General features: G+C 47.8%; 23 protein-coding genes, 1 pseudogene and 1 riboswitch. Of the genes and pseudogenes, 13 read left to right on the top strand and 11 right to left on the bottom strand.

Annotation, left to right across the window (positions count from 1 at the left end):
* Positions 1-103: 103 nt before the first annotated feature.
* Positions 104-1,465 (bottom strand): MATE family efflux transporter, encoded by a 1,362-nt coding sequence (locus SB752_RS11795; protein WP_410715840.1) that lies wholly within the window; start codon positions 1,463-1,465, stop codon positions 104-106.
* A 301-nt stretch (positions 1,466-1,766) separates the two neighbouring features.
* Between SB752_RS11795 and SB752_RS11790 the strand changes: the two genes are divergently transcribed.
* The 6 genes from SB752_RS11790 (at position 1,767) to SB752_RS11765 (ending at position 7,405) form a co-directional block, all read left to right on the top strand.
* Positions 1,767-3,119 carry an LLM class flavin-dependent oxidoreductase gene (locus SB752_RS11790; protein WP_410715839.1) on the top strand — a complete coding sequence of 451 codons (1,353 nt, stop codon included), beginning with the start codon at positions 1,767-1,769 and terminating at the stop codon, positions 3,117-3,119.
* Between the two features lie 70 nt (positions 3,120-3,189).
* Positions 3,190-3,675: a GNAT family N-acetyltransferase gene (locus SB752_RS11785; RefSeq protein ID WP_410716054.1), complete on the top strand. Its 486-nt coding sequence runs from the start codon at positions 3,190-3,192 to the stop codon at positions 3,673-3,675.
* 66 nt (positions 3,676-3,741) lie between these two features.
* Entirely contained in the window at positions 3,742-4,545 is an 804-nt protein-coding gene (locus SB752_RS11780; RefSeq protein ID WP_410715838.1) for an amino acid ABC transporter substrate-binding protein, read from the top strand.
* 14 nt (positions 4,546-4,559) lie between these two features.
* The gene (locus SB752_RS11775; protein ID WP_410715837.1) at positions 4,560-5,231 is read left to right on the top strand and encodes an amino acid ABC transporter permease; all 672 of its coding nucleotides are present in this window, start codon (positions 4,560-4,562) and stop codon (positions 5,229-5,231) included.
* 12 nt (positions 5,232-5,243) lie between these two features.
* Positions 5,244-5,996: an amino acid ABC transporter ATP-binding protein gene (locus tag SB752_RS11770; RefSeq protein ID WP_410715836.1), complete on the top strand. Its 753-nt coding sequence runs from the start codon at positions 5,244-5,246 to the stop codon at positions 5,994-5,996.
* Between the two features lie 23 nt (positions 5,997-6,019).
* Positions 6,020-7,405 carry an MmgE/PrpD family protein gene (locus SB752_RS11765; RefSeq protein WP_410715835.1) on the top strand — a complete coding sequence of 462 codons (1,386 nt, stop codon included), beginning with the start codon at positions 6,020-6,022 and terminating at the stop codon, positions 7,403-7,405.
* Between the two features lie 80 nt (positions 7,406-7,485).
* Here SB752_RS11765 and SB752_RS11760 read toward each other — a convergent pair whose 3' ends face one another.
* The 8 genes from SB752_RS11760 to SB752_RS11725 form a co-directional block, all read right to left on the bottom strand.
* A complete protein-coding gene (locus SB752_RS11760) occupies positions 7,486-9,195 on the bottom strand; it encodes an adenine deaminase C-terminal domain-containing protein (protein ID WP_410715834.1) in 1,710 nt (569 codons plus the stop codon).
* Positions 9,196-9,212: 17 nt separating this feature from the next.
* The gene (locus SB752_RS11755) at positions 9,213-10,274 is read right to left on the bottom strand and encodes an ABC transporter ATP-binding protein (RefSeq protein ID WP_410715833.1); all 1,062 of its coding nucleotides are present in this window, start codon (positions 10,272-10,274) and stop codon (positions 9,213-9,215) included.
* A gap of 15 nt (positions 10,275-10,289) precedes the next feature.
* Positions 10,290-11,078: an ABC transporter permease gene (locus SB752_RS11750; RefSeq protein ID WP_289138005.1), complete on the bottom strand. Its 789-nt coding sequence runs from the start codon at positions 11,076-11,078 to the stop codon at positions 10,290-10,292.
* 5 nt (positions 11,079-11,083) lie between these two features.
* Positions 11,084-11,905 carry an ABC transporter permease gene (locus SB752_RS11745; RefSeq protein WP_049740667.1) on the bottom strand — a complete coding sequence of 274 codons (822 nt, stop codon included), beginning with the start codon at positions 11,903-11,905 and terminating at the stop codon, positions 11,084-11,086.
* A 26-nt stretch (positions 11,906-11,931) separates the two neighbouring features.
* Complete coding sequence (locus SB752_RS11740) at positions 11,932-12,864, bottom strand: nucleoside hydrolase (RefSeq protein WP_410715832.1); 933 nt, start codon at positions 12,862-12,864, stop codon at positions 11,932-11,934.
* A 79-nt stretch (positions 12,865-12,943) separates the two neighbouring features.
* Positions 12,944-14,017 (bottom strand): ABC transporter substrate-binding protein, encoded by a 1,074-nt coding sequence (locus SB752_RS11735; RefSeq protein WP_410715831.1) that lies wholly within the window; start codon positions 14,015-14,017, stop codon positions 12,944-12,946.
* A gap of 319 nt (positions 14,018-14,336) precedes the next feature.
* Positions 14,337-14,693 carry a DUF2294 domain-containing protein gene (locus SB752_RS11730; protein ID WP_410715830.1) on the bottom strand — a complete coding sequence of 119 codons (357 nt, stop codon included), beginning with the start codon at positions 14,691-14,693 and terminating at the stop codon, positions 14,337-14,339.
* Positions 14,694-14,836: 143 nt separating this feature from the next.
* The gene (locus tag SB752_RS11725) at positions 14,837-15,238 is read right to left on the bottom strand and encodes a hypothetical protein (protein ID WP_410715829.1); all 402 of its coding nucleotides are present in this window, start codon (positions 15,236-15,238) and stop codon (positions 14,837-14,839) included.
* Between the two features lie 305 nt (positions 15,239-15,543).
* Positions 15,544-15,646: riboswitch (SAM riboswitch) on the top strand.
* A 154-nt stretch (positions 15,647-15,800) separates the two neighbouring features.
* On the opposite strand from SB752_RS11725, the gene SB752_RS11720 reads away from it, so the two are divergent.
* From SB752_RS11720 to SB752_RS11695, 6 genes and pseudogenes are all read left to right on the top strand, one after another.
* On the top strand, positions 15,801-16,625 hold the full coding sequence (locus tag SB752_RS11720) for a MetQ/NlpA family ABC transporter substrate-binding protein (RefSeq protein WP_410715828.1): 825 nt from the start codon (positions 15,801-15,803) through the stop codon (positions 16,623-16,625).
* A 32-nt stretch (positions 16,626-16,657) separates the two neighbouring features.
* Positions 16,658-17,695: a methionine ABC transporter ATP-binding protein gene (locus SB752_RS11715; RefSeq protein ID WP_410715827.1), complete on the top strand. Its 1,038-nt coding sequence runs from the start codon at positions 16,658-16,660 to the stop codon at positions 17,693-17,695.
* Positions 17,695-18,357: a methionine ABC transporter permease gene (locus SB752_RS11710; protein WP_410715826.1), complete on the top strand. Its 663-nt coding sequence runs from the start codon at positions 17,695-17,697 to the stop codon at positions 18,355-18,357. The genes SB752_RS11715 and SB752_RS11710 overlap by 1 nt, the downstream gene beginning before the upstream one ends.
* An 86-nt stretch (positions 18,358-18,443) precedes the next feature.
* Positions 18,444-19,714: pseudogene (locus SB752_RS11705) on the top strand (FAD-binding oxidoreductase).
* A 117-nt stretch (positions 19,715-19,831) separates the two neighbouring features.
* A complete protein-coding gene (locus SB752_RS11700; RefSeq protein ID WP_410715825.1) occupies positions 19,832-20,281 on the top strand; it encodes a hypothetical protein in 450 nt (149 codons plus the stop codon).
* On the top strand, positions 20,269-20,568 hold the full coding sequence (locus SB752_RS11695; protein ID WP_410715824.1) for a YxcD family protein: 300 nt from the start codon (positions 20,269-20,271) through the stop codon (positions 20,566-20,568). Before SB752_RS11700 ends, SB752_RS11695 begins: the two co-directional genes overlap by 13 nt.
* Before the next feature lie 92 nt (positions 20,569-20,660).
* Here the strand turns inward: SB752_RS11695 and SB752_RS11690 are convergent, their stop codons facing one another.
* The gene (locus SB752_RS11690) at positions 20,661-21,026 is read right to left on the bottom strand and encodes a glyoxalase superfamily protein (protein WP_410715823.1); all 366 of its coding nucleotides are present in this window, start codon (positions 21,024-21,026) and stop codon (positions 20,661-20,663) included.
* 412 nt (positions 21,027-21,438) lie between these two features.
* On the opposite strand from SB752_RS11690, the gene SB752_RS11685 reads away from it, so the two are divergent.
* Positions 21,439-22,311 carry an ABC transporter ATP-binding protein gene (locus tag SB752_RS11685; RefSeq protein ID WP_410715822.1) on the top strand — a complete coding sequence of 291 codons (873 nt, stop codon included), beginning with the start codon at positions 21,439-21,441 and terminating at the stop codon, positions 22,309-22,311.
* Positions 22,312-22,488: 177 nt separating this feature from the next.
* On the opposite strand, the gene SB752_RS11680 is transcribed toward SB752_RS11685, so the two are convergent.
* A complete protein-coding gene (locus SB752_RS11680) occupies positions 22,489-23,496 on the bottom strand; it encodes a siderophore ABC transporter substrate-binding protein (RefSeq protein ID WP_410715821.1) in 1,008 nt (335 codons plus the stop codon).
* Between the last annotated feature and the right edge of the window lie 58 nt (positions 23,497-23,554).

Raw genomic sequence — 23,554 nt, 5'->3', positions numbered from 1 at the left:
CCAACCGCATCTTCACTTATTGTAAGCTCGCCATTCCCTCTTCATGCAAAAAGCGGAAAACCCCTCCAACAAGGGATTTCCCGCATAGCCTTAGCTTCTTGTATTATCCTTGCGAATGAGCTTTGATCATTCGCTTTTGCAAGGAAAGCAAGCGTCCAAACAAGAAGACCGCACCTGCCGCCAAGCCCGTAATCAATCCAATCCAGTAACCGAACGCGCCAAAATACGAGAATTTCGCCAGCAGATACCCCAGCGGCAGCCCGATGACCCAGTAGGAAACGAGCGCCACGATAAAGGTAACGGTAACATCCTTATACCCGCGCAATACACCTTGAATCGGTGCCGCCACCGCATCGGAGATCAGGAACAAAATCGAGTACATCAAGAAATGCTGGGCCAGCTCCAAAACCTCGATATCCGTCGTATAGAATCCCGCCACCTGCTTGTTAAAGAGCAGCAAAACGAGACCAAACACCAGCGCAAGTACGACTGCAATTCCAATCCCCATATAGCTGTATTGGCGCGCATCACGAAAGCGCTTGGCACCGACCTCGAAGCCTACCACAATCGTCAATGCCATCGAAATACTGAGTGGCACCATATAGATGAAGGAGGCAAAGTTCATCGCTGCCTGGTGAGCCGCAATCGTGATCGTGCTGTACTCACTCATAAAGAGCGTTACCGCAGCGAAAATACTGACCTCGAAAAAGATCGAGAAGCCGATGGGCAGCCCAAGCTTGAGCAATTCTTTCCAGGCTGTCAAAGAAATGCGGTACAGCTTCGAAAACACACCGAATTCCGCAAATGGATGCACACGCTTTACTACAAACAGACTGATTAAAAATATGCACCAGTACGTAATCGCTGAAGCGTAGCCAGCTCCAACCCCGCCAAGACGAGGCAAGCCAAAATGACCAAAAATCAAAGCATAGTTTAGTAGTACATTGATCGGCAAGGAGAACAGGGTGATGATCATCGTTACCCGGGTCTCTCCCAAAGCATCGATAAAACAGCGAATGACCGTGTAGAGAAACAATGGAATAATCCCAATCGCAATCGCGTGCAAAAATCCAATCGCAATCTCTCTTACATCGGGTTCTAGCTGCATCATGTTTATTACCGGGTTTAATGCCATGCCACCGAAGATAATGACGGCAATCGCAATCGCAATCCCTACATACAATGCCTGAATGATTGTAAAAGGAACCTGATCCCTGCGGCCTGCCCCCAGCATTTGGGCTACCATCGGCATAACCGCCATCAATATCCCTGTCAGTCCTGACTGCACAGGTACCCAGAGACTTGCTCCAATCGCTACTCCCGCCAAATCTGTCGGGCTTGCGTGTCCGGACATGATCGTATCGAAAAAGGTCATGGAGAAAAGCGCCAGCTGCGATATAAGGATCGGCAACAGGACAATCAGAAACTGCCGCCACTTTTCTTTTAATGAATAGGTTTCTAGCATGATTGCTCTTCCTCATTTACATAAGAATATCGTTGAAACGATTTGAAAAAAACTGCCAAATGGCTCTCTTAGGAACTGTAGCACAAAAATATAGTATAGCAAAACGAATATCACTGAACAAAGAGAACCAAAGTGTTTTTTTCTTCCAGCAGGCAGCAGAAGAAATAGCCCATTAAAAAATTTTTATATATTGACAACACTTTGGGAAAAGGCGTATATTTTAAAACTATAAAAACCGACTATTTAAATTGGAATTATAAGTTTTAATTCCAACTCAACAACTAAAGGAGCGTAGAAGGTCATGGCACAGGCCCCCAAACATTTGAAAATCGGCGTTTTTCTCGCCGGAACCGGTCATCATGTCGCATCCTGGCGTCACCCTCATGCGCAAACGGATGGCAGCATGAACCTCGCCTACTTCCAGCAATTAGCCAAAACAGCCGAACGTGGCAAGCTGGATATGCTGTTTCTCGCGGATAGCCTGTCGATCAGTCCCGACTCCCATCCGAACGTACTGGCACGCTTTGAACCGTTTACCCTTTTGACTGCACTGGCTGCCGCCACTTCAAAAATTGGCCTGGCTGCCACAGCCTCCACTACTTATAGCGAGCCTTTTCATATTGCCCGCCAGTTCGCTTCGCTTGATCACCTCAGTAATGGTCGGGCAGCGTGGAATGTCGTTACTTCTTCCATCGAAGCCACAGCCTTGAACTTCAGCGGAGAAAAGCATCCCGAGCACAGCCTCCGCTACCTGCGGGCTGAAGAATTTGTCGAGGTCGTGAAAGGACTCTGGGATTCCTGGGAGGATGATGCTCTCATACGCCATCAGGAATCAGGCGTTTTTTTCGATCCGGCAAAGCTGCATGAATTGCAGCATCGTGGCGAGTTTTTCTCCGTTCGCGGACCGTTAAACGTAGCAAGACCGCCTCAGGGACATCCGGTGATCATACAGGCAGGCTCCTCCGAGCCTGGCCAGCATCTGGCAGCCCGAACGGCTGAGGTCATTTTCACGGCGCAAAACAATCTTCCTGACGCGCAAGCCTTTTATCAAAGTGTGAAGGCAAAGGTCTTCTCCTATGGTCGCTCTCCGGATGAGGTTAGCATCATGCCAGGAATTTTCCCTATTCTGGGTGACACCGAGGAAGCCGCGCAGGCCAGATTCCAGGAGCTGCAGGAGCTGATCTTGCCTTCTGTCGGATTGAAAATTCTCTCCAGTTATTTAGGCGGCTTCGATCTAACGCCGTATCCGCTCGACGGTCCGCTGCCAGACATCAACCTTCCTGAGACCAACGCCGTGAAAAGCCGCTTTGAGCTCGTGCTGAACTTGGCACGCAGAGAAAAGCTGAACATCCGCCAGCTATATCAGTACATCGCTGGTTCACGAGGTCACCACATCTTTGTCGGTACGCCAGAGCAGCTTGTGGGCAAGATGGAAGAATGGTTTTTGCAGGAAGGTTGTGACGGCTTCAATCTAATGCCTCCGCTTTTGCCTGAGGGCTTGGACGTGTTTGTCGATGAGGTCGTACCGTTCCTCCAGCAGCGCGGGCTATTCCGCACCGAATACGAGGGCACAACCTTGCGCGATCACCTGGGATTAAAGCGCCCTGTCAATCGTTATACGAGCCAGCAGAGCAAAGGACATGTATCCATATAAAATGCTGCAAATCGGTAAGTCGATGCAAATCACCGGAAGCCGATGCAGCAAGAAGTGCGAGGGAGACAACATGACAAGAACATTCCGTCTGGCAACCGCAGACGATGCAGAAGAGCTGCTCGCGCTGACGCTGCGGGCCTATGCTCCCATACGCGAGCTGGGCATCCATTTTGCTGCAGCCACAGCCGATCTGGCACTCGTCAAAAAAAATATTCTCAACCACGCCTGTTACGTACTGGAGGAAGATGGCCAGATTCAGGCAACTGTCTCACTGCGCATGCCCTGGGGACCTCAGCCTGGACCATTCGGCCTTCCCCACATTTGGTGGTTTGCCGTCGATCCTATCATCGGCAAAAAAGGCGTTGGCTCCGCTCTGCTGACATGGGTAGAGGAGGTTATCGTCCGGGATACGTTGAAAGCTCCTGCTGTATCGCTCGGTACTGCCGACGAGCATCCGTGGCTGTCAGGTATATATGAACGCAGAGGCTATGTGCGTGCCGGTGAAGCCAATCTGGGCCGCGGCCATACGACGATTTATTTCCGCAAAGAGCTGTAAACACTGCAGTCCTAGATCATGCGACACATCATTACAAAACAAATTACCCAACTAGGAGATACGCATATGAAAAAACATAAAGGAATACTTGGTATTACACTTGGCCTCTCACTCCTCCTCGCTGCATGCGGCAATGGCGGCGATCAGGCTGCTTCGGGAGCTTCGGAGGAAAAGGTATTACGCGTAGGAGCGACCGGACAAAGCTACCCATTCGCCTATAAAGAAGGGGAAAAATTGCAGGGCTTTGACGTCGATGTGGCAGAAGCAATCGCCGCGAAGCTCGGCTATAAAATCGAGTGGCACCTGGCTGAGTTCAGCGGCGTGATGGGCCAGCTGGAAACAGGCCGGATCGATACAGTCGCCAATCAAGTAGCCATGACCAATGAACGCAAAGAGAAATTCAGCTTTTCCCAGACCTACGCATACGCAGGAACGCAAATCATCGTGAAAAACGACAACAATGACATTCATTCCGTTCAGGATTTGAAAGGAAAAACGGTCGGAGCGGTACTCGGCTCGAATCATACGAAAAACCTGCAGAAGCAGGACCCGAACAATGAAATCAACATCCGCACTTACGAGACACAGGAAGGAACACTCAACGATGTCGCCTACGGACGCATTGATGCTTACATCAATGGACGCAGCGTCCTGCTCGCACAGATCGAAAAAACAGGGCTGCCGTTGAAGCTGGCCGGAGATCCGATCACTTATGAGGAAGTGGCCTTCCCGTTCCAGAAAGACGAGAAGCACGATCAGCTGCGCGCGGAGTTTGACAAAGTACTGACAGAGCTGCGCGACAACGGCACCTTGAAACAGCTTTCGGAAAAATACTTCAAGGCTGATGTTACGGCGCCAATTCAGAAATAGGCGGTGCATATGCGATGAATTTTGATGGGCAATACATGCTAGAGGTCTTTCCTACCTTGCTCAAATACTTGCCACTCACTTTGGTGATGGCAGTCGTCGCGATGATTTTTGCCATCGCCATTGGGCTGGTGCTTGCCCTCATCACGAAAAACCGGGTTCCCGTGCTCCATCAGCTCGCCAATGTGTACATTTCCTTCTTTCGTGCAACACCTACGCTCGTTCAGCTGTTTCTGATCTACTACGGCTTGCCGCAGTTGTTCCCGTCGTTCAGCGCATTGAACGCTCTGACGGCAGCCATTATCGGCCTGAGCATCAAAAACTCGGCCTATTTGGCGGAGATTTTCCGCGCCGCACTGGGCTCTGTCGACAACGGACAGCTAGAGGCGTGTCTGGCTGTCGGTATGACCAAGGCCCAGGCGTACCGCCGCATCATTCTCCCGCAGGCGACGCGCAACGCGATCCCCGCTTCGGGCAACACCTTTATCGGGCTTGTGAAGGAAACCTCGCTGGCCTTTACGCTCGGGGTCGCCGAGCTGTTCGCCCAAGGGAAAATGATGGCGTCTGCGTCATTGAAGTTTTTTGAAATTTACCTTGCCGTCGCGATTGTGTACTGGGCATTGACCATCGTCTACAGCCTTCTGCAGGAATGGCTGGAAAGACGACTGAGCAAGCCATATAAAAACTAACGAGGGATCGCCATGATTAACGTAACGAATCTGCGCAAACAGTTTAAGGATCTGGTCGTGCTGGACGGGATTGATATCGAAGTGAAGCAAGGAGAGGTCGTAGCCATCATCGGCCCTTCTGGCTCAGGAAAATCAACGCTGCTGCGCTGTCTCAACCTGCTGGAGAGCCCTGACGCCGGACGAATCGAAATCGGGCAAGCCACACTGGACGCACAAAAATACTCGCGTAAGGAAGCACACCACCTACGTCAGCAGACCGCGATGGTCTTTCAAAACTACAACCTGTTCAAAAACAGGACGGCGCTGCAAAACGTCACGGAATCGTTGATCATCACGAAAAAGATGAAGCAAAGCGAGGCAGATAAAATCGGTCTGGCACTTCTGGAGCAGGTCGGCCTGTCTCAAAAGGCAGACAGCTACCCGATCACCCTGTCAGGAGGCCAGCAGCAGCGCGTTGCCATCGCTCGTGCTCTCGCCGTTGACCCGCATGCGATTTTGCTCGATGAGCCAACCTCCGCCCTCGATCCCGAGCTGGTTGCAGAAGTGTTGCAGGTCATCAAGGCCATTGCCGAAAAGCGCACAACCATGCTGATCGTCACGCACGAGATGGCCTTTGCCCGCCAGGTAGCAGACCGTATCATTTTCATGGCCGATGGAAAAATCGTCGAGCAAGGAACGCCTGAAGCAATCTTTGACCGTCCGCAAAACCAGCGTACGCAGCGTTTCTTGCAGCAAATAACCGCTCCGGCTGCTTTCATCTCGTAGGCTGGGGAAGGGAGTGGCCCACCGTGACCAATACAAATACGAACGCAGGACGAGACAGACGGCTAACAGAGGAGCTGGCTGAGCTCGTCGTTTCTTCCCAGCCTGAAACTGACGATGCAGCCATGGCAGCGGCCCGCTTGGGAATCTTGGACTATCTGGCTGCCAGCTTTGCTGCCCGGGAGGATTCGGGTACGGCAAAGCTGTGGAAAATCGTCGAAACAGAAGGCGGTCATGCCGAAGTGCCTGTAATCGGGCAACGGCGCAAAGCCAGCTTTCTTCAGGCCGCCTTGCTGAACGGCTACATCGGGCATGCCCTTGATTTTGACGACGTGCATTCCGATGTACGGGGCCATCCTAGTACGGTTCTTCTGCCTGCGCTGATTTCCGTTGCCGCGACGTCTCCGCTAAGCGGCCAGCGATTTCTCGCTGCCTATGTCATTGGCGTTGAAGTCATGGCCCGTTTGGGACGCGCGATTGGGGATACCCATTACATCAGGGGCTGGCACAATACCTCTACCTTGGGGGTTATCGCCGCAGCGGTCGCGGCAGGCTATGCTAAAGGCTTTTCCTCGGTAAAGCTGCAAAAAGCGATCGGCTTTGCCGCCACACAGTCAAGTGGCCTTCGCATGCAATTCGGCACAGAGGCCAAGCCTCTGCACGCAGGGCTCGCTGCCCAGTCTGCTTTGCTGGCTGTCAATCTCGCGGAAGCAGACTTCGGAGGCAGCTTGCAAGCATTGGACGGCGAATACGGCTTTTTTGCGGTGTACGGAGACTTGTCGCTGGCAACATCCGTCTTGCTCAAGGATTGGGGCACCTCCTGGAGGATCGCTGCTCCCGGGCTATGGTTCAAAATCTATCCGTTTTGCTCTGCAGCCCATCACGCCGCCGATGCAGCTGTTCGCTTGGCCGCTCTCCATTCCTTTGCTCCCACAGATGTGGAATCGGTCCGTATCGTGTTTCCTCCGGGGGGCGATGCCGCGCTCATCGAAAGGCAGCCACGCACAGGCGAACAAGGCCGCTTCAGTGTTGAGTACGTGGTCAGCCTCGCCCTGCACAGGCGTTCACTGTCTTTGGACAGCTTCACAGCAGCTCCGATTCAGGAGGACATTCTCGCCTTTTTGCCGCGTGCCCGGCGCGCCTACGACAGCCAAATCGAGCCTGCACCGGAAGCCGTGCCAAAAGGTCGGTTTACGATCGTCGAAATCACTACAAAAGACGGGCAGGTGTATCGCGAGCGAGTAGATCACCCACGTGGCGCACCGGGGAATTCCCTCTCGGCAGCAGATGTGCAGCAAAAGCTTACGGATGTGCTGATAGACGCTCCGGCGCTTGCCGAGCAGCTTGTGGATACGACCGCTTCCCTCGCAACAGAGGCAGATTTGACACACCTCCTGTCGTTATTGGCATAAAAGGAATCTTGCAAAAAAACCGGGAACAGCGAATGCGCTCCCGGTTTTTGCTTTTTCATCATTGTACTTCTCCAATTACTCTACATCAAAAGCAGCGGCACGACTTTCCCCTCATTCACATCAATCAGACCCAAATCCGTCAGCTTCAGCGCCGGGCTAACCGGCAACGAATGCGTGCTGATGGACATGATCGGGTTGTAATGATTGTAGCCGAGAGATTCCATAGCTCTGCGCAGCTGCTCTACCTCTTTTGCCGTTTTTTCAAGTGGCTCCTCGGTCAGGATGCCGCCTACTGGCAGGTGCAGGCTGGCGATTACTTTTCCGTCGCAGGCAACGTAGAAGCCGCCCTGATTGCGGATAACCTCGTTGGCTGCGATCATCATGTCGTGTGGATTGTGACCGACAACGAGCAGATTGTGGTTGTCATGCGAGTAGCTGGTTGCGACTGCACCGCGCTTGATCGTATCTCCACTGATCAGTCCATAGCCGCGGTTGCCGTTTTTGCCATATCGCTCGATAACGGCGATGAGTCCATACGGGCTTTCTTCCCAGCACAGCTGTCCGTCCCGCACCTCGACAATGCCACGATGATCCTCCGTAAAGGTCGAGCCGTTCTGCACCAGCATCACCCGGCATGGATAGCGATTGTCAGGTGCATCAGCAGCAACTTGGAAATCTGCCTCTGTGAGTGGTGACAGCTGAATACTTTGATAAAAATGTGCCGGGAACTGCTTTGGCTTCACCACTTGGCTGTAATCTTCGCTGACGTCAAAAGCTTTCTTACCGTTTTTGTACACCTGCTCAATCGTCAGCTCACGCAGATCGGAAACCATCATGAAATCAGCGATTTTACCAGGAGCAATCGCTCCGCGGTCTGTCATCTGCATCCGTCTTGCTGGTGTAAATGTTCCGGCATAGATGGCGCGCTCCGGCGTCATGCCCATTTGGATCGCCTTTTTCACGATATGGTTGAGATGACCGCGATTGTACAGAGAATCGGTCATGACGTCATCCGTTATAAAGCAAAAATGCTCAGAAACATCCTCGTTGATCAAATAGTTCATGACTTCCTCAGTCATCGACTTTTCCTGTATCTCCAGGAACATACCTGCAGCGATTCTCGCTTCCATTCCTTCCAGCGTTTGATGGGTATGGTCGGAATCCACGCCTGCAAAAATTACGCGATGCAAATCAAGGTCGAGCAGCTTCGGAACATGTCCTTCAATGACGAGCTTCGGATACTCTTTGCGAATATGCTCCAGGATTTGATTTGTCTTACAGGCAGGGTCCTTGATGATATCGACATAGTTCATGATCTCGCCCAGACAAATAATTTCTTCCGAACGTAAAAGCTCGTCCATATCCGGAATTTCCACAGAGCCCCCGGTTGTTTCCATCGAGGTCGCTGGCACAGAGCTAGGGATCGCGTACTTCATATCTACGACACAGTCCTGGCTGGCGCGAATCATCTCTTTGATCCCTTCGATGCCAAATACATTGGCCATTTCATGTGGCTCCGGCACAATCGTCGTCACCCCATTTTGGATCAAGCCATAGGAAAAGGTCTCTGGCGTCACCATCGTGCTCTCGATGTGCAGATGGATGTCGACCAGACCTGGAATCATGTAGCGACCGCGACCAGCGAGAACCTCATTTGCCTCAAAGCTCTCCGTATCACGCTCCCCGATATATAGGAATCTTCCGTCCAGCACAGCCACGTTTCCCTTGATGAACTTTTTAAAATAGCTGTTGTATACCTGAACGTCTTGAATCAGCAAATCGACTTTCACGAAAAACCCTCCTGTCTTTAGTCCACCAGTACCACTTTGTCTTTTGGAAACAGCAGATTGACCTTTTGGCCGCTCTTGTAGGGGGTTTCCATTTCCTGATTGACCGTGAAATCTCCCAGCTCGGTTTCCACTACGTATTGATAGCTGCGTCCGAGGAACGTGCTAACCTTTACGCTGCCGTTGAGCTGGTTCATGTTTTGATCGAGAACCTCTTCCGTCGTGACAAGCAGATCGTCTGGACGCATCGCGCATTTTTTCCCTGCCGGATTCGCGGTTCCCGGATTTTTGGCCGCAACAAAGTGATGATCACCGACACGTAGTCCGATCTCACCGCTTTCCTCTGTGCGCTCAGCAAACTCAATGAAATTCGTGAAGCCGATAAAACGCGCGATGAATTCTGTTTTCGGATATTTGAAAATGGTTGCAGGATCATCGAGCTGTTCAATGATTCCTTTGTTCATGATGGCTACTTGATCGGAGATAGAGAAGCACTCCTCCTGATCGTGGGATACGTAAACCGTCGTAATGCCCAGCTCCTGCTGAATACGACGAATTTCTACGCGCATGTTAATCCGCAGATTGGCGTCCAGATTACTCAGTGGTTCATCGAACAACAAGAGGTCAGGCTGAATGACCAAAGCACGGGCAATCGCCACGCGCTGTCTTTGTCCACCGGAGAGCTCCTTTGGAAATCTCTTTTCAAAGCCACCCAGACTCACCACATCCAAAATATGCTGCACGCGCTTCTTTACTTCAGTCTCATCTATCTTGCGCAGGCGCAGACCAAACGCTACGTTGTCAAATACAGAGAGGTGCGGAAATAGCGCATAGCTTTGGAATACGAATCCGAAGTTCCGCTTGTTGACCGGTACCCGTGTATAATCCTTGCCATCAAACAAGAATCGTCCGTCCTTTGCTTCCAGAAAGCCTGCGATCAGGCGCAGTGTCGTCGTCTTTCCGCAACCGCTTGGACCGAGCAGGGAAATAAGCTGGCCTTTTTCGATATTTAAATGAAAGTTTTTCAAAATGTACTGATTGTCATAGGCAACCGATACGTTATCCAGCGTGAGCAATGCCATGGTTTGATGCCTCCGTTATCGTTTAGTAAAGTAGGAAAGCCCCATCAGACGTTCAATGATGAACATGAGTATTGCTGTGATGATCATGAGCAACACCGAAAGAGCAGCGATTGTAGGATCGAAGTTGTTTTCCACATACGTCAGCATCTGGATCGGCAGCGTGCTTACCCCCGGTCCAGTCATGAATACGGAGATGTCTACGTTATTGAACGACTCCAGAAAAGCAATCAAAATAGCCGCGATAATGCCGGATCGAATGTTTGGCAATACCACCTTGAAAAACGTTGCGAAGCGCCCTGCACCCAGGCTGAGTGCCGCTTCTTCAATTGCGAAGTCAAAGTTGGACAAGCTCGATGCCACAACCCGAATAATAAATGGAAGCATCAAAACGGTATGTCCGACCAACAGACCTGCGTAAATCGGTAAATGATACACGATAATGACGTACTTGAGCATCGCAAAGCCCATAACAATTCCCGGGATCAATACGGGTGAAATGAACACAGCGTTTAGCGCTGCCTTTCCCTTGAAGGAAAATCTGCTCAATGCATACGCAGCAGGGATGCCTAAAACGAGTGCCAACAAATTACCGAGCAACGACACAAACATGGAGGTTTTAAATGTAGTTAAAAACATCTCCACTTTGAAAATATTTTCATACCATCGCCATGAAAAGCCCTCCGGAGGGAATTTCAGAACCGTACCTGGCTCAAACGATGTAAACGAGATGATAATGAGCGGCCCTAGCAAAAACAGAAACACAAGAAGCGTAAACAGGGCCAACCCGCGATTTTTCTCCTGCATAGCTTCTACCCCTTCGGATTTAATTTCGTAGCCAATTTGTTCATTACATAGATCACGACAAAGGTAATGACAATCATGATCGTCGCGATGACGGATGCCATATACCAGTCATTGAGCGTGATCGCATTTTGATAGAGGAACGTAGAAATCACTCGCTGCTTTCCTCCCAAAAGGGCTGGAGTCGTATAAGCAGTCAGGCTACCTACGAATACGAGAATGCTACCGATGATCAAGCCTGGAACACTCAGTGGTACAATCACCTTGCGAAACGCAGTAAATTTGGAGGCGCCCAAGCTCTCAGCAGCCTTAATCAAATCTGGATCAATGTTTTCCATAACACCGACCAGCGTGATAATGATCAACGGCAGGAACAAATGAATCAAACCGATCATCATCGCGGTCGGGGTGTACAATATTTCCAATGGCTTATCAATCAATCCCAATGAGAGCAGGGAGCTGTTTAAAAGCCCTTTTTTTCCGAGAATAATCATCCAACTGAAGGAACGCACAACAGAGCTGGTCAACAGTGGAAAGATGGCGAGTGCAAGCAAAATGCCCTTTTTACGAGGCCCGAGCTTCGAAATGTAATAAGCTGCAGGAAAACCTAACAGGATGCAAGCGATGGTCGTTACGATACTCACTTGCAGAGTCGTCAGCAAAATCTTCATAAAGTACTTGTCAGTCAGAAACTGGAGATATCCTTGTAGTGTAAAGCTGCCTTCTTGATAGAAGGTAGACGCAATCGTGAGCACGATCGGAATGACCATGAACAGCGTCAAAAACAACACGCCTGGCAGCAGCAATAAATAAAGACCCTTTTTTTTCATTCCATTAACTCCTGTTCACGGTATCGTCAGGCTTTCAGCGCGCGGATAAAACGTACAAAGAATGCATCGGCATCCACGTCCAGACAGACATTCATGTTTGGCTCTTTTTTCAATCGGTTTTGGAAATCACACACAGTCTGCCCGTCACACAGTTCGCTTCTCGTCTCGATATCGACATACAGCTTTTTCGTCGTCACCAAATCCTTGGACAAGGCGACCCCAACAGCTAGTGGGTCATGCATGGCGCATGCCCGTACACCATTTCGTTCAAAATAACGTTTTAAATAATCGGAAGTGCTTTGCTTCACATAACGCCCAATCGGCGTATCGCCTAGCTCTCCAATATGTTCTTCGTTCAGCAGTACTTTTCTCGTCACATCTAGTCCTACCAAAGTTAGCTCAGGAAAGCCTGCATGAAAAACAAACTTGGCTGCCTCCGGGTCCACATACATGTTGTACTCAGCGACAGGAGTCACATTGCCGTGTTCTTTGACTACCCCGCCCATAAAGATCACTTCTTTAACAAGCTCCACCAGCTCGGGGCATTTTTTCACAGCCAGCGCCAGATTGGTCAGTGGTCCTGTCATAACCAGCGTCACTTCACCCGGCTGCTTTTTCACTTGTTCAATGATGAAATCCGGTCCGAAGCCCTCTGATGGCCGCTTCGTGACGGTGACACCTCGCAGTGCGCCTCCCAGTCCGTCCTCGCCATGAACACTGTGCTCGAAAAATACGGGACGCAGCAATGGCTGGGACGCACCCTTCACGACTGGGATCTGCTCCCCTACTTGCAGCAAGTCGAGAATTTTGCATGTATTTTCTGTAGCTTTCCCCAGAGAGACATTACCGTTGACGGTCGTAACTCCGATGAGCTCACACTCGCCACTCTTCACTGCGAGCATGATCCCGAGAGCATCATCGATACCTGTATCGACATCCAAAATGATTTTTGGCTTCATGGGTGGGCCTCCTCTCGCATCTGTTTTGAAAAAACAAGGGTATAAGCACATGGTTTATACCCTCGTTCCTTTTTACCCTTTATTGAGTGATTTCACGGTTCCAACGGTCAATCCAAGCCTTGGAATTTTCGTTTACGAATTTCATATCCAGCTTTTGCAGCTTGTTGATCGTTTCTTCGCCATATGTTACGCCTTTTGCTTCTTCATCTGTAAGCTTAACAGCCGTGTTAACTGGCGAATCTATTTTTGCTTTCGCTGCTTTTTCCTGAACGTCCTTGCTCAATTGATAGTTGATGAAGTCTTCAGCCAGCTCTTTGTTTTTGCTGCCTTTTACGATGTTTACCGTATTCATTACTGCGTAGCCACCGCTAGTAGGTGCTACAAACTTCGCTTCTGGTACTGCTGCCTGAATATCCTTGAAGTACATTTCCATGATTGGTCCAACTGCAATCTCTTCTTGGCTGAACATGTTTACGTACTCAGATGTTTTGTCGTAATACTTCACTACGCCTTTGTTTACTTCTTTCATTTTGGCAAACGCTTGGTCTTCGTTAAATTCTTTGCTTCCAGCCACTTTCGAAGCGCTGTCGAGGATCATTGGGCCAGTTGTGGAGGTGATGCTTGGCAGTGTCAGCTTGCCTGCCAGCTCTGGGTTCCACAGGTCTTTCCAATCTTTGATTTCGGTTTTTACGATGTTTGGATTGTAGGCAATCCCGAATTGTCCAATCGTGTAGGCAGGACCGTAGTCTTCACCCAGTGGAGCTTTGGCAATATCATAAATCTCGTTCAGGTTAGGGATGCGCGTACGATCGATTTTCTCAAATGCACCGCTATCGATACCTTGTTGAGCATAATAGTCGGAAAGATAAATCAGATCGACATCTGAGCTGCCTTGACGGACTTTATTCAGACGCTCTGCATTGTTCCCGATTTCCAGAACGATTTTGACGTTATGCTCTTTTTCGAACGGCTCATACACTTCTTTGCGGAAAAAGTCTTCGGAGAAACCCCATGTAGAGATGACCAGCTTGGTTGGCTCACCCTTTGCTGCTCCACCAGCAGCCCCTTGTTGTGGTTGCTCACCACTGCCACAGCCAGCCAGTGCCAACGAGAGTGCAGAAAAGGATAGGATTCCTGTCAGTAATTTTTTCATTTTAACTTCCTCCATTTCAGGTATCGCCTGAGTCTTATTCTTCCATTGGCTTAGGATTCAACGTTTCTCTGTTTTTATACAACCTGCAACCGTTGATAAACCCCCTACTGTTCCACCGTTCGCGTTTATCTATGCATCAACCACACCCTTATAAAGGTAAAATTTGTTAAAAAGAAAAAAGAAAAGTACCCTTGATTAGAACGTTTCATTCTAAACAAGAGCACTTTTCTTCGTAAACAAAGAGAAGCGACACCCGTTTTCGCCAAAGCTTATGGTCTTCTCTTGAGATAGATCAAAAGAGAAAATCCAAATTACTCTGTCAGGTATTCAGTTCTGGTTCTGTCAGAATAACATTCGTAATCGCCAGCTGTGTAGCAGCGTCGTAGTCTCGTAGTACAGCCTCTATGTTCAGGCCCATTTCTTCTTCCAATCGTTCCCGTAGTCTTTTCTTATATAGAAGAGACATTCGGAAATCGACTTCGAGCTTTAGTGATGGGGCCTCACCCTCCAGCGCAACAGAGCGCGGAGAACGGCGATGTTTGGCATAGAAGGTAATCATTTGGTTCTCGATCGTTACTCTCAGTAGAGTCGTTCCAAATCCGAACAACTCTTTTGCTATCTCATTATATATAGCAGATAGCTTTTTTCTGATTTCATTCGTATCCAATAGTGTCATGGCCATCACCTGTGAGAACATATATCAGGTTTGTTTTTTTCCATTATACATATGTTCTGCTCCTCTAGCAAGTAATCATTCGTATTTTGACTAAATTTATTGCTTGCGACCTGTATAAACTACAATTTTTCAATCTAAATACTTCACTTAGTTTTCCTTGCGACAACTTCCGACAAAATCGTATTGAAAATATTCGAATATAATTCTCTTAGATTTTCCTCTGTCTGCTCATCATTTTTAAAGCCATACTCAAATATTGTGTACTGCCCATTTTTGTTGATAAATCCAGTTGCAAACATTCCTGAATTTGTTGCTGGCGCTTTAGAATATGTTAATGCTTCCTCTATGAATGGATAATACGACTTCTTTGATCCAATAAAAAACACAGGGTATTTCAAGTTTTTATAAAGATCCGCAAATCTGGCACTAGATGCTTCTTCAAGAAACTCTGGCATAATAAATAAAGCGTGAAATTCTGTATCAGGAGTGCTACTCATCTTTCCAAGTTCGATCTCAGTGAACTCTATGTTTTTTTCGTCAACCATAGGAGGATTCCCTACAACGCCTATTTTTATTGTTTGCTCGTTTGGGAGAAGGACGGATTCATCAATGTTCGCACAGCCCGCAGTCAAAAAACAACATGATAAAATGAGAGTAAAAAGGAATTTACACAACGAAATCGCCCCATCCCCTTTTTTACATATAATACCATATTTGAGTTTAACCTGAGAAATAACTTGGCGATTTTCTCGAAAGTTAATATTTTTAAAAACATTTGACAGACATGAACAAGCAAGCTATAATCCAACTAACCGAATCAGATTTTATCGATTTAATTGAATAAAACGTTCTCTTATAAAGAGAGGTGGAGGGACTGGCCCTATGATACCTCGGCAACCTATCTCGATAGATATGGTGCCAATTCCAGCGGAAAACATTCCGGAAGATAAGAGAGGTGTTCTACGACTGTTTCACGATGACAGTTTCTAACCTCTTCTATTTTCAGAAGAGGTTTTTTTGCATACTTACGCAATACCAAGTTCTCTACCCTCTTTTCGGCATTACTTTTCAATATATATAAAAAACAAGGATTGGGGAGAAATTCAAATGAAAAAGACAGGTCTGTTACTCACATCACTGCTACTCGCGGCATCACTCGTGACCGCTTGCGGAGGCAAACAAGAAGCTGCACCAGCAACTGGCGCAGCTGAACAAACAAGCGTCAAGGTTGGTGTAACCGGGGGACCACACGAAGAAATCATGAACAAAGTAAAAGAAGTGGCAAAAACAAAAGGATTGGATGTAGAAGTTGTCGTCTTCAACGATTATGTACAGCCGAACCAAGCCCTCGATAAAGGAAACCTGGACATCAACAGCTTTCAAACAATTCCTTTCCTCGATAAATTCAATCAAGACCATAAAACAAAGCTGACCATCATCGGCAAAACCGTGACTTATCCGATGGGGCTCTACTCCACCAAGCATAAAAAAATAGAAGACATCCCAGACGGCGGTGTTGTCGGCATCCAAAACGATCCTTCGAACCGCGCTCGTGCCCTGCAACTATATCAGGCAGCTGGTCTGATCAAATTGAAGGATGGCGTAGGTGACAATGCGACACCTCTGGATATCGTAGAAAATCCGAAGAATCTGAAGTTCAAAGAGCTCGAAGCAGCATTCCTGGCGCGTTCCCTAAACAACGTTGAGGTCGCTTCGATCAACACCAACTTTGCAATGGAAGCAGGCTATTCCCCTAAAAAGGATGCGATCTTTGCTGAAACCTCTGATTCACCGTATGTAAATGTCCTCGTTGCCAATGACAAAAACAAAGACAATCCAGCTTACCAAAAGCTTGTTGATAGCTATCGTTCCGAAGAAGTAAAGAAATTCATCGAAGAACGCTTTGAAGGTTCCGTGCTTCCTTCCTGGTAAAAATTAAGTAAGCAGCAAGGAGACGTTAAGAAATGATACAGCTAACCGACATTCATAAGTCATACAAAGTGGGCAATAAGCAGGTCGAGGCTTTGAAGGGCGTCTCATTGAACGCGGAAAAAGGGCAAATCTATGGTGTCATCGGCTTTAGCGGAGCGGGGAAAAGTACCCTGCTCCGTACCATCAATTTGCTGGAAAAGCCGACGAGCGGTTCTGTTATCGTAAATGGTCAAGATATGCTTTCTCTGAAAGAAAAAGAGCTGCGTCAGGCACGCAAAAAAATCGGCATTATTTTTCAGCATTTTAATCTGCTGTCATCTTACAACGTTTTCGACAATGTAGCTGAGATTTTGCGTATGAACCGCGTTCCAAAGGATGTCATCAAGCAAAAGGTCGAGGATCTGCTCCGACTGGTGGGACTTGCGGACAAGGCAAACGCTTACCCTTCCCAGCTGTCAGGTGGACAAAAACAGCGTGTCGGCATCGCCCGTGCGCTGGCTACCGATCCGGAAATCTTGCTCTGTGACGAAGCAACCTCGGCGCTCGATCCACAAACAACCGAATCGATTCTTGAGCTTCTGCTGGATATTAACAAGAAATTCGGCCTGACCATTGTCCTAATCACACACGAGATGCAGGTCATCAAAAAAATCTGCGATCATGTTGCCATCATGGAAAACGGTCACGTCATTGAACAGGGCTCGGTGCTCGATGTTTTCAGCAATCCGCAGCAACCGACCACACGTAACTTTATTAAAACGATTTTTGATGATGAAGTCCCTGCGGAAATACTGTCCAAGATCAAGCAAACTGGACCTTCTGCCAAAATTCTTCGCGTCGCTTTTCGTGGAGATGCAGCGCTCGATCCCGTTCTTGGAACGCTGTCTGCACGTTTCCCGGTAAGCACCAATTTATTGTACGGCTCGATTACTTCTATCAAAGGAACCGCACTCGGCATTCTGCTTCTTCACATATCCGGTGAGCAGCAAGCTGTGCAGGACGGCGTCGCTTTCCTGCGTGAGTCCGTCTACAACGTAGAAATCGTAACACGAGAGGAGGTAACCCGGTAATGGATCGTTTGACAGAAATGATTCCCGTATTTGGGCAATCGCTGCAAGAGACTGTCATCATGGTGGGCATCTCCTTGTTTATCGCTACGATCATCGGGATTCCACTGGGGATTCTGATTGTCATTACCCAGGGCAATCATTTGTTTCCGAGCAAGGTTATTTATCACACGTTGAATACTCTCATCAATATCGTTCGGTCATTGCCCTTCATCATCCTGATGGTCGCCATCATTCCTTTTACAGAGCTGGTTGTCGGTACCTCGATCGGAATCGAAGGAGCAATCGTCCCTCTCATCGTCTATACAGCGCCTTACATCGCCCGTTTGATGGAAACGGCACTGCTCGACGTCGATCGTGGTGTGATTGAGGCTTATCGTGCGATGGGTGCATCCCGTTTACAAATTATCTCTCGCATCATGCTGCGCGAAGCAAGACCCGGCATCGTCTTGTGTCTGACGATCGCTACGATCGGGTTGATTGGAGCCACCGCGATGGCAGGTGCTGTAGGTGCAGGTGGACTCGGAGACCTTGCTCTGCGCTATGGCTATCAGCAGTGGGATATTGAAGTCATGATCATCACCGTCATCATTCTTGTTGTTCTGGTACAGGTCATCCAATCGCTTGGCAACTGGGCAGCTCGCAAATTGAAAAAAAGTGCGTAACAGATAAAAACCTCTAACCATTCATCGTGTTAGAGGTTTGTTCCTATTATTATAGAAGAAACACGACTGGACAGGAGGATTTCCCCATGACTACTATCCCCTCTTCATTGCTTGAAGACTTGAGAGCCTTAACTGCTGAAGATCGTGCGACTGTAAACGAAACCACGCTACAGCAGCACAGCAAGGACGAGTCTCATCATGCACCTGTACTGCCTGACATTGTTGTCTATCCCGCCTCTACACAAGAAGTCGTCTCCATCATGAAATATGCGAACGAACACCTGATTCCAGTCGTTCCGTTTGGAGTAGGGTCTAGCCTGGTGTGACTCGCAATCAGCTGAATCAGGCATTAAAAAAGCACGGCCTCTTCTTCCCGGTTGATCCCGGTGCGGACGCCACGATCGGCGGAATGACGGCAACCAATGCAAGTGGAACAACGAGTGTGCGCTATGGAATCATGCGTAGTCAAGTCCGCGATCTGGAAGTAGTCTTGGCTGACGGGACTATCATTCGTACGGGGGGACTCTCTGCCAAGTCTTCTTCTGGCTATCATTTCACAGGGCTGTTTGTTGGCTCAGAAGGCACATTGGGCAGCTTTACGGAAATTACGCTGCGGGTATATGGAATCCCGGAGACGATCATTGCCGGTCGCGCTGTGTTTCCTACTGTGAAAACTGCCGTAGATGGAGCTGTTTCTTTGCTATCCGCAGGGCTAGCTATCGCGCGTGTAGAGTTGGTTGACAGTGCATCGATCAAACAAGTGAATCTGCACAGCGAAACCGACTATCCCGAGCAGCCGACCCTGTTCTTCGAATTCCATGGTAATGAGGCTGCTTTAGCGCAGGACGTTACTTTTGCCCAGGAATTGCTGGAGGACAATGAATGTGAGAGCTTTTTAGTCGAAACCGATTCCAAAAAACGGGCCAGGCTCTGGGAAGCACGGCACAATTTAGCGTATGCCTTCAAGCACGGCTTTCCTGGCAAAGACATGATGCTGACTGACGTATGCCTCCCTCTTTCTGAACTGAGCGAAGCTGTGGTTTATGCGCGAGAAACCATTGATAACAGCGGACTTGCAGGAGGGGTTTTGGGACATGTCGGTGACGGAAACTTCCACACCACTCTCATGTACAACAAGCGAGATCAGCGCGAAGTACGACTAGCGGAGGAGGTAAATGGAAAGATTGTAGAATATGCCCTGCAAAAAGGTGGGACCTGTACAGGCGAGCATGGAATTGGCATTGGGAAAAAGAAGTATCTCCAGATGGAACACCCGGATACACTGCCTTTCATGAAAGCGATTAAACAGCAGTTTGATCCAAACGGGATTCTAAATCCAGGAAAGTTGTTTGATTAATTTTTCCAGAAAACTTCCATTATAGCATTGTTCACGGAATGTTTGGTGGAAAAACAATTAATATTCGTGTACACTTATATCTAAGGACAAAAACAAGAGAGGGGCTACTCATTTAACATGAAAAAACTAATCATGATGCTGGTTGCCGTAATGCTCGTACTTGCTCCAACCGGATTTGCTGACCATGCCGATGCAAAAGGCTATAAATCCGGGAAAAAATCTTTTAACTCAAACACCACTCCTACAAATACACAAACACCTAGTAAAGGCGATTCGAATGTGAATGCTTCTACAAATAAAGGTACTACCTCTACGCCTGCAACTACTGCTCCAACCAAAAGCGGTGGCTTCATGAACGGCGGTTTTATGAAAGGTCTTCTAGTTGGTGGTCTGGCAGGTATGCTGTTTGGCGGACTGTTTGGTGACATGGGCGCCCTGGGAGCAATCTTTGGCTTCTTGATCAACATGCTGGCGATCGTCGCTGTGATCGTTTTGATCCGCAAAATTTTCGTGTACTTCAAAACGCAACGTGAGAAGAAGCAGGAACTGAACACATGGAAAAGATAACAATTTCTGAACAAGTATTAATCAACGCGATCTGCTTGCATGTTGCGAGCAAAAAGCAAGTTCAGCCACAGGATGTTTCCGTAGAGCTCATGTGGGATGAGGAGTATGGATTCTCGGCTGAAGTATACGCGATGGATCGCAAGCAAGTTTTTATCGAGATTAATTTGATCGAGGCGATTCGCTTCTATCTGGAAACACAGATGCAGCGCAACCCTTATTCGGCCGGCATTGAGCTGGTGCTGGATGACGAAGAAGGCATCATCGCTTATGTGACGTATCAAAGCTAATTACTACCTGTAAACCAATAGCCAATGTGCTTACTTGATGAGCATGTTGGCTATTTTTTTGGTTCAAAAAGCCCTATTCAAACCGATTTAATCTACACAAGACGAGTACATATGCGTAATTGATTACCGTCCGGATCTACGACAGTAATCATGCGAAGCCCTTCAATATCATCATTAGGTGGTTCAATATTACGAAATTCTTCTTGCGCTTTGCTCTTTAATTCGTTATACCAGTTATCAACATTTGGAACAAAGAAGTGAACTAATCCACCAACCTGGCAGTCTCCAGTATGTTCAGTCAAATAAATAGTCATTTCATCCCTAGTTATTTGAACAAATACAGGTAGATGCGGCTCAAATCGATGCTCCCAATCGATTTGAAAACCCATTCCTTCCATGTAGAACGCCTTACTCCTTGTATAGTCAGTTATCCGGAATGCAGGAATCACTTTTTGCATAATGACCCTCCTTGCAATTGATAGTTTCAACATGATGATGTTCCATGCTTTTTTAATAACTGTAATTTCGTCATCATATTGCCAGGAAACCATAGTGGTTACATTACTTCCCGTAGCTAAAAAGAGGGTTCTCTTAAACCATCTTGCTCGGCGATTGTCACCTCTACATACGTTCCTACAAAATCACAGACGACAATCTCCTTTACATTTTCATTCCCCATCATGCTTCCCCCTTTTTTTTACATTTGAAACAAGCATATCATACATCCAGCAAACCAAAAATTTTCACTCTATATCCTTGCGAGTCTTGAATAAATTACCCTTTTCGTTATATACTTAATTGAAAATGATTATCATTTTCTAACGATACTTTTTTACCATACATACCTTCCTATAAAGGAGTTGACCTGTTGTGGAACGCTTATATACGCAAAAGCTGGATATTGGTTACGGCGAGCTTTCCATCGTAAAGGATTTGAACATCAGTATTCCATCTGGAAAGATTACAGCACTCGTCGGTGCTAACGGTTCTGGGAAATCAACGATCCTCAAGACACTCGCTCGCATCATGAAGCCTACTGGCGGGCAAGTATTCTTGGACGGAAAATCGATTCATCAGCAATCAACCAAGGACGTTGCCAAGCAGCTGGCGATTCTCCCGCAAAACCCTACTGCGCCCGATGGACTAACCGTATCTGAGCTGGTAACGTATGGCCGCTTTCCGCATCAAAAAGGCTTCGGCTCTTTGACCAAGGAAGATAAAGAGATCGTACAATGGGCGATTGCCATGACTGGGATGATCGACTTCTATGATCGCCCTGTAGATCAATTGTCTGGTGGTCAGCGTCAGCGTGCATGGATTGCGATGGCACTCGCCCAAGGCACTGATATTTTATTTTTGGATGAACCGACTACGTTCCTCGATATGGCGCATCAGCTCGAGGTTCTGAAATTGCTGCAAAAGCTGAATGAAGAAGAGAAGCGCACCATCGTAATGGTTGTTCACGACCTCAATCATGCCACCCGCTATGCTCAGCACATGGTCGCTATCTCTCGTGGAACTGTCGTAGCAGAAGGTAGTCCTGTTGAGGTCATGACTCCTGATATGCTGCGCAAAGTGTTCAATATTGAGGCTGACATTTTGCATGATCCGCGAACAGGCGTACCGCTTTGTCTCCCATTCGAATTAACAAGCTCCATTGAGCAAGAGCAGCCAAGCACGAACCCTGCCAGCACTCCTGTGGAGTCAGTAGTGGAAGAACGCAGACTGGTTGGTACTCGTTAATCTGAGTTTCGTTCAAGTCCTTCCTGTATAACAAAAACCATTCCTGAGCAAGTCGCAAAGGGAATGGTTTTTTCGTGCTTCCTGTCCTATTTATGAACGCGTACAAACAAACAGCCCAAGGCAAAATGCTTCGCCCTGAGCTGCTTGATACCACCTATATCTCTTTTGCTTGACCTTTTACCACTTGATGTCTTTCAATACTTCGTCTGCCATGTTCGCAGTGGAAACCAATCCGCCGCCAGACAGGTACCAGTAGTTTGAATCGAGGTAAATGATGTTGCCGTTTTTGAATGCTTTTGTGTTTTTCACCAGGTCGTTTTCAATTACTTTTTTCGCAGGAGAAACGGCATCTTTATTTGTAGCAACCGCACCATCACGGTCTACCACAAAGAGGTAATCTGGATCTTTTTCTGCTACGTATTCAAACGATACGCTTTGACCATGAGTGGATACTTCGATGTTTTTATCTACAGGAGTGAAACCAAACACGTCATGCAGAATACCAAAACGGGAGCCTGCACCGTAAGCGCTGATTTTACCCTCGTTTGCCAGGACGATCAGAGCATTTTTACCGCTAGCTGTCGCTTTTTCATTCAGTTGCTTGATGGAGTCATTGATTTTAGCCAATTCTTCATCCACTTGTGCTTCTTTTCCGAAGATGGTGCCAAGAGTTTTCATGTTTTCAGTGAAGGATTCCATGTACTTGGAAGTATCTACACCCAAGAAGATCGTTGGAGCGATTTTGTTCAGCTCTTCATAAGCATCTTGCTGTCTGCCAGAAATGAAGATAACATCTGGTTTCATCGCATTGATTTTTTCAAAGTCTGGCTCTTTCAGGCCACCAATGTTTTTATATTTTGCATCCTTGAACTTTGCCAGGTAAGGAGGAACGTTTGCTTGGGCAACACCTGTTACTTCAATACCCAATTTATCCAAAGAATCCAGAACGCCGTAGTCGAAAGCTACAACTGTTTGCGGGTTCTTTTTCAGTTTTGCTTCGCCCAATTTATGCTTGATTGTAATTTCTTCTGATTCCTTCGCTGCTTCCGGTGCTTTCGTAGCATCTGTGGAAGCTCCAGCTCCTGAAGTTTGAGTAGCAGCAGGTGCCGCGCTATTTGATCCGCATGCTGCAGTAAATACCGCCAGCAGCACTGCCATGAACAGCATGATAAATTTCTTGTTCACTTCTATCACCTCTATATATATTTTAAAATATATAAAATTATTGACAGCTCGCTTGTAG

It is taken from the genome of Brevibacillus sp. SIMBA_040, from assembly GCF_046535075.1.
Taxonomy (GTDB): domain Bacteria; phylum Bacillota; class Bacilli; order Brevibacillales; family Brevibacillaceae; genus Brevibacillus.
The sequence above is the reverse complement of the archived record's forward strand: the minus strand, read 5'-3'. Positions and strand labels throughout refer to the sequence as shown.

Excerpts from the sequence above, each read along its gene's own strand:
- SB752_RS11795 (WP_410715840.1), bottom strand. The coding sequence starts at position 1,465 with ATGCTAGAAACCTATTCATTAAAAGAAAAGTGGCGGCAGTTTCTGATT.
- SB752_RS11790 (WP_410715839.1), top strand. The coding sequence starts at position 1,767 with ATGGCACAGGCCCCCAAACATTTGAAAATCGGCGTTTTTCTCGCCGGA.
- SB752_RS11785 (WP_410716054.1), top strand. The coding sequence starts at position 3,190 with ATGACAAGAACATTCCGTCTGGCAACCGCAGACGATGCAGAAGAGCTG.
- SB752_RS11780 (WP_410715838.1), top strand. The coding sequence starts at position 3,742 with ATGAAAAAACATAAAGGAATACTTGGTATTACACTTGGCCTCTCACTC.
- SB752_RS11775 (WP_410715837.1), top strand. The coding sequence starts at position 4,560 with ATGAATTTTGATGGGCAATACATGCTAGAGGTCTTTCCTACCTTGCTC.
- SB752_RS11770 (WP_410715836.1), top strand. The coding sequence starts at position 5,244 with ATGATTAACGTAACGAATCTGCGCAAACAGTTTAAGGATCTGGTCGTG.
- SB752_RS11755 (WP_410715833.1), bottom strand. The coding sequence starts at position 10,274 with ATGGCATTGCTCACGCTGGATAACGTATCGGTTGCCTATGACAATCAG.
- SB752_RS11750 (WP_289138005.1), bottom strand. The coding sequence starts at position 11,078 with ATGCAGGAGAAAAATCGCGGGTTGGCCCTGTTTACGCTTCTTGTGTTT.
- SB752_RS11745 (WP_049740667.1), bottom strand. The coding sequence starts at position 11,905 with ATGAAAAAAAAGGGTCTTTATTTATTGCTGCTGCCAGGCGTGTTGTTT.
- SB752_RS11740 (WP_410715832.1), bottom strand. The coding sequence starts at position 12,864 with ATGAAGCCAAAAATCATTTTGGATGTCGATACAGGTATCGATGATGCT.
- SB752_RS11735 (WP_410715831.1), bottom strand. The coding sequence starts at position 14,017 with ATGAAAAAATTACTGACAGGAATCCTATCCTTTTCTGCACTCTCGTTG.
- SB752_RS11730 (WP_410715830.1), bottom strand. The coding sequence starts at position 14,693 with ATGACACTATTGGATACGAATGAAATCAGAAAAAAGCTATCTGCTATA.
- SB752_RS11725 (WP_410715829.1), bottom strand. The coding sequence starts at position 15,238 with ATGGTTGACGAAAAAAACATAGAGTTCACTGAGATCGAACTTGGAAAG.
- SB752_RS11720 (WP_410715828.1), top strand. The coding sequence starts at position 15,801 with ATGAAAAAGACAGGTCTGTTACTCACATCACTGCTACTCGCGGCATCA.
- SB752_RS11715 (WP_410715827.1), top strand. The coding sequence starts at position 16,658 with ATGATACAGCTAACCGACATTCATAAGTCATACAAAGTGGGCAATAAG.
- SB752_RS11710 (WP_410715826.1), top strand. The coding sequence starts at position 17,695 with ATGGATCGTTTGACAGAAATGATTCCCGTATTTGGGCAATCGCTGCAA.
- SB752_RS11700 (WP_410715825.1), top strand. The coding sequence starts at position 19,832 with ATGAAAAAACTAATCATGATGCTGGTTGCCGTAATGCTCGTACTTGCT.
- SB752_RS11695 (WP_410715824.1), top strand. The coding sequence starts at position 20,269 with ATGGAAAAGATAACAATTTCTGAACAAGTATTAATCAACGCGATCTGC.
- SB752_RS11690 (WP_410715823.1), bottom strand. The coding sequence starts at position 21,026 with ATGCAAAAAGTGATTCCTGCATTCCGGATAACTGACTATACAAGGAGT.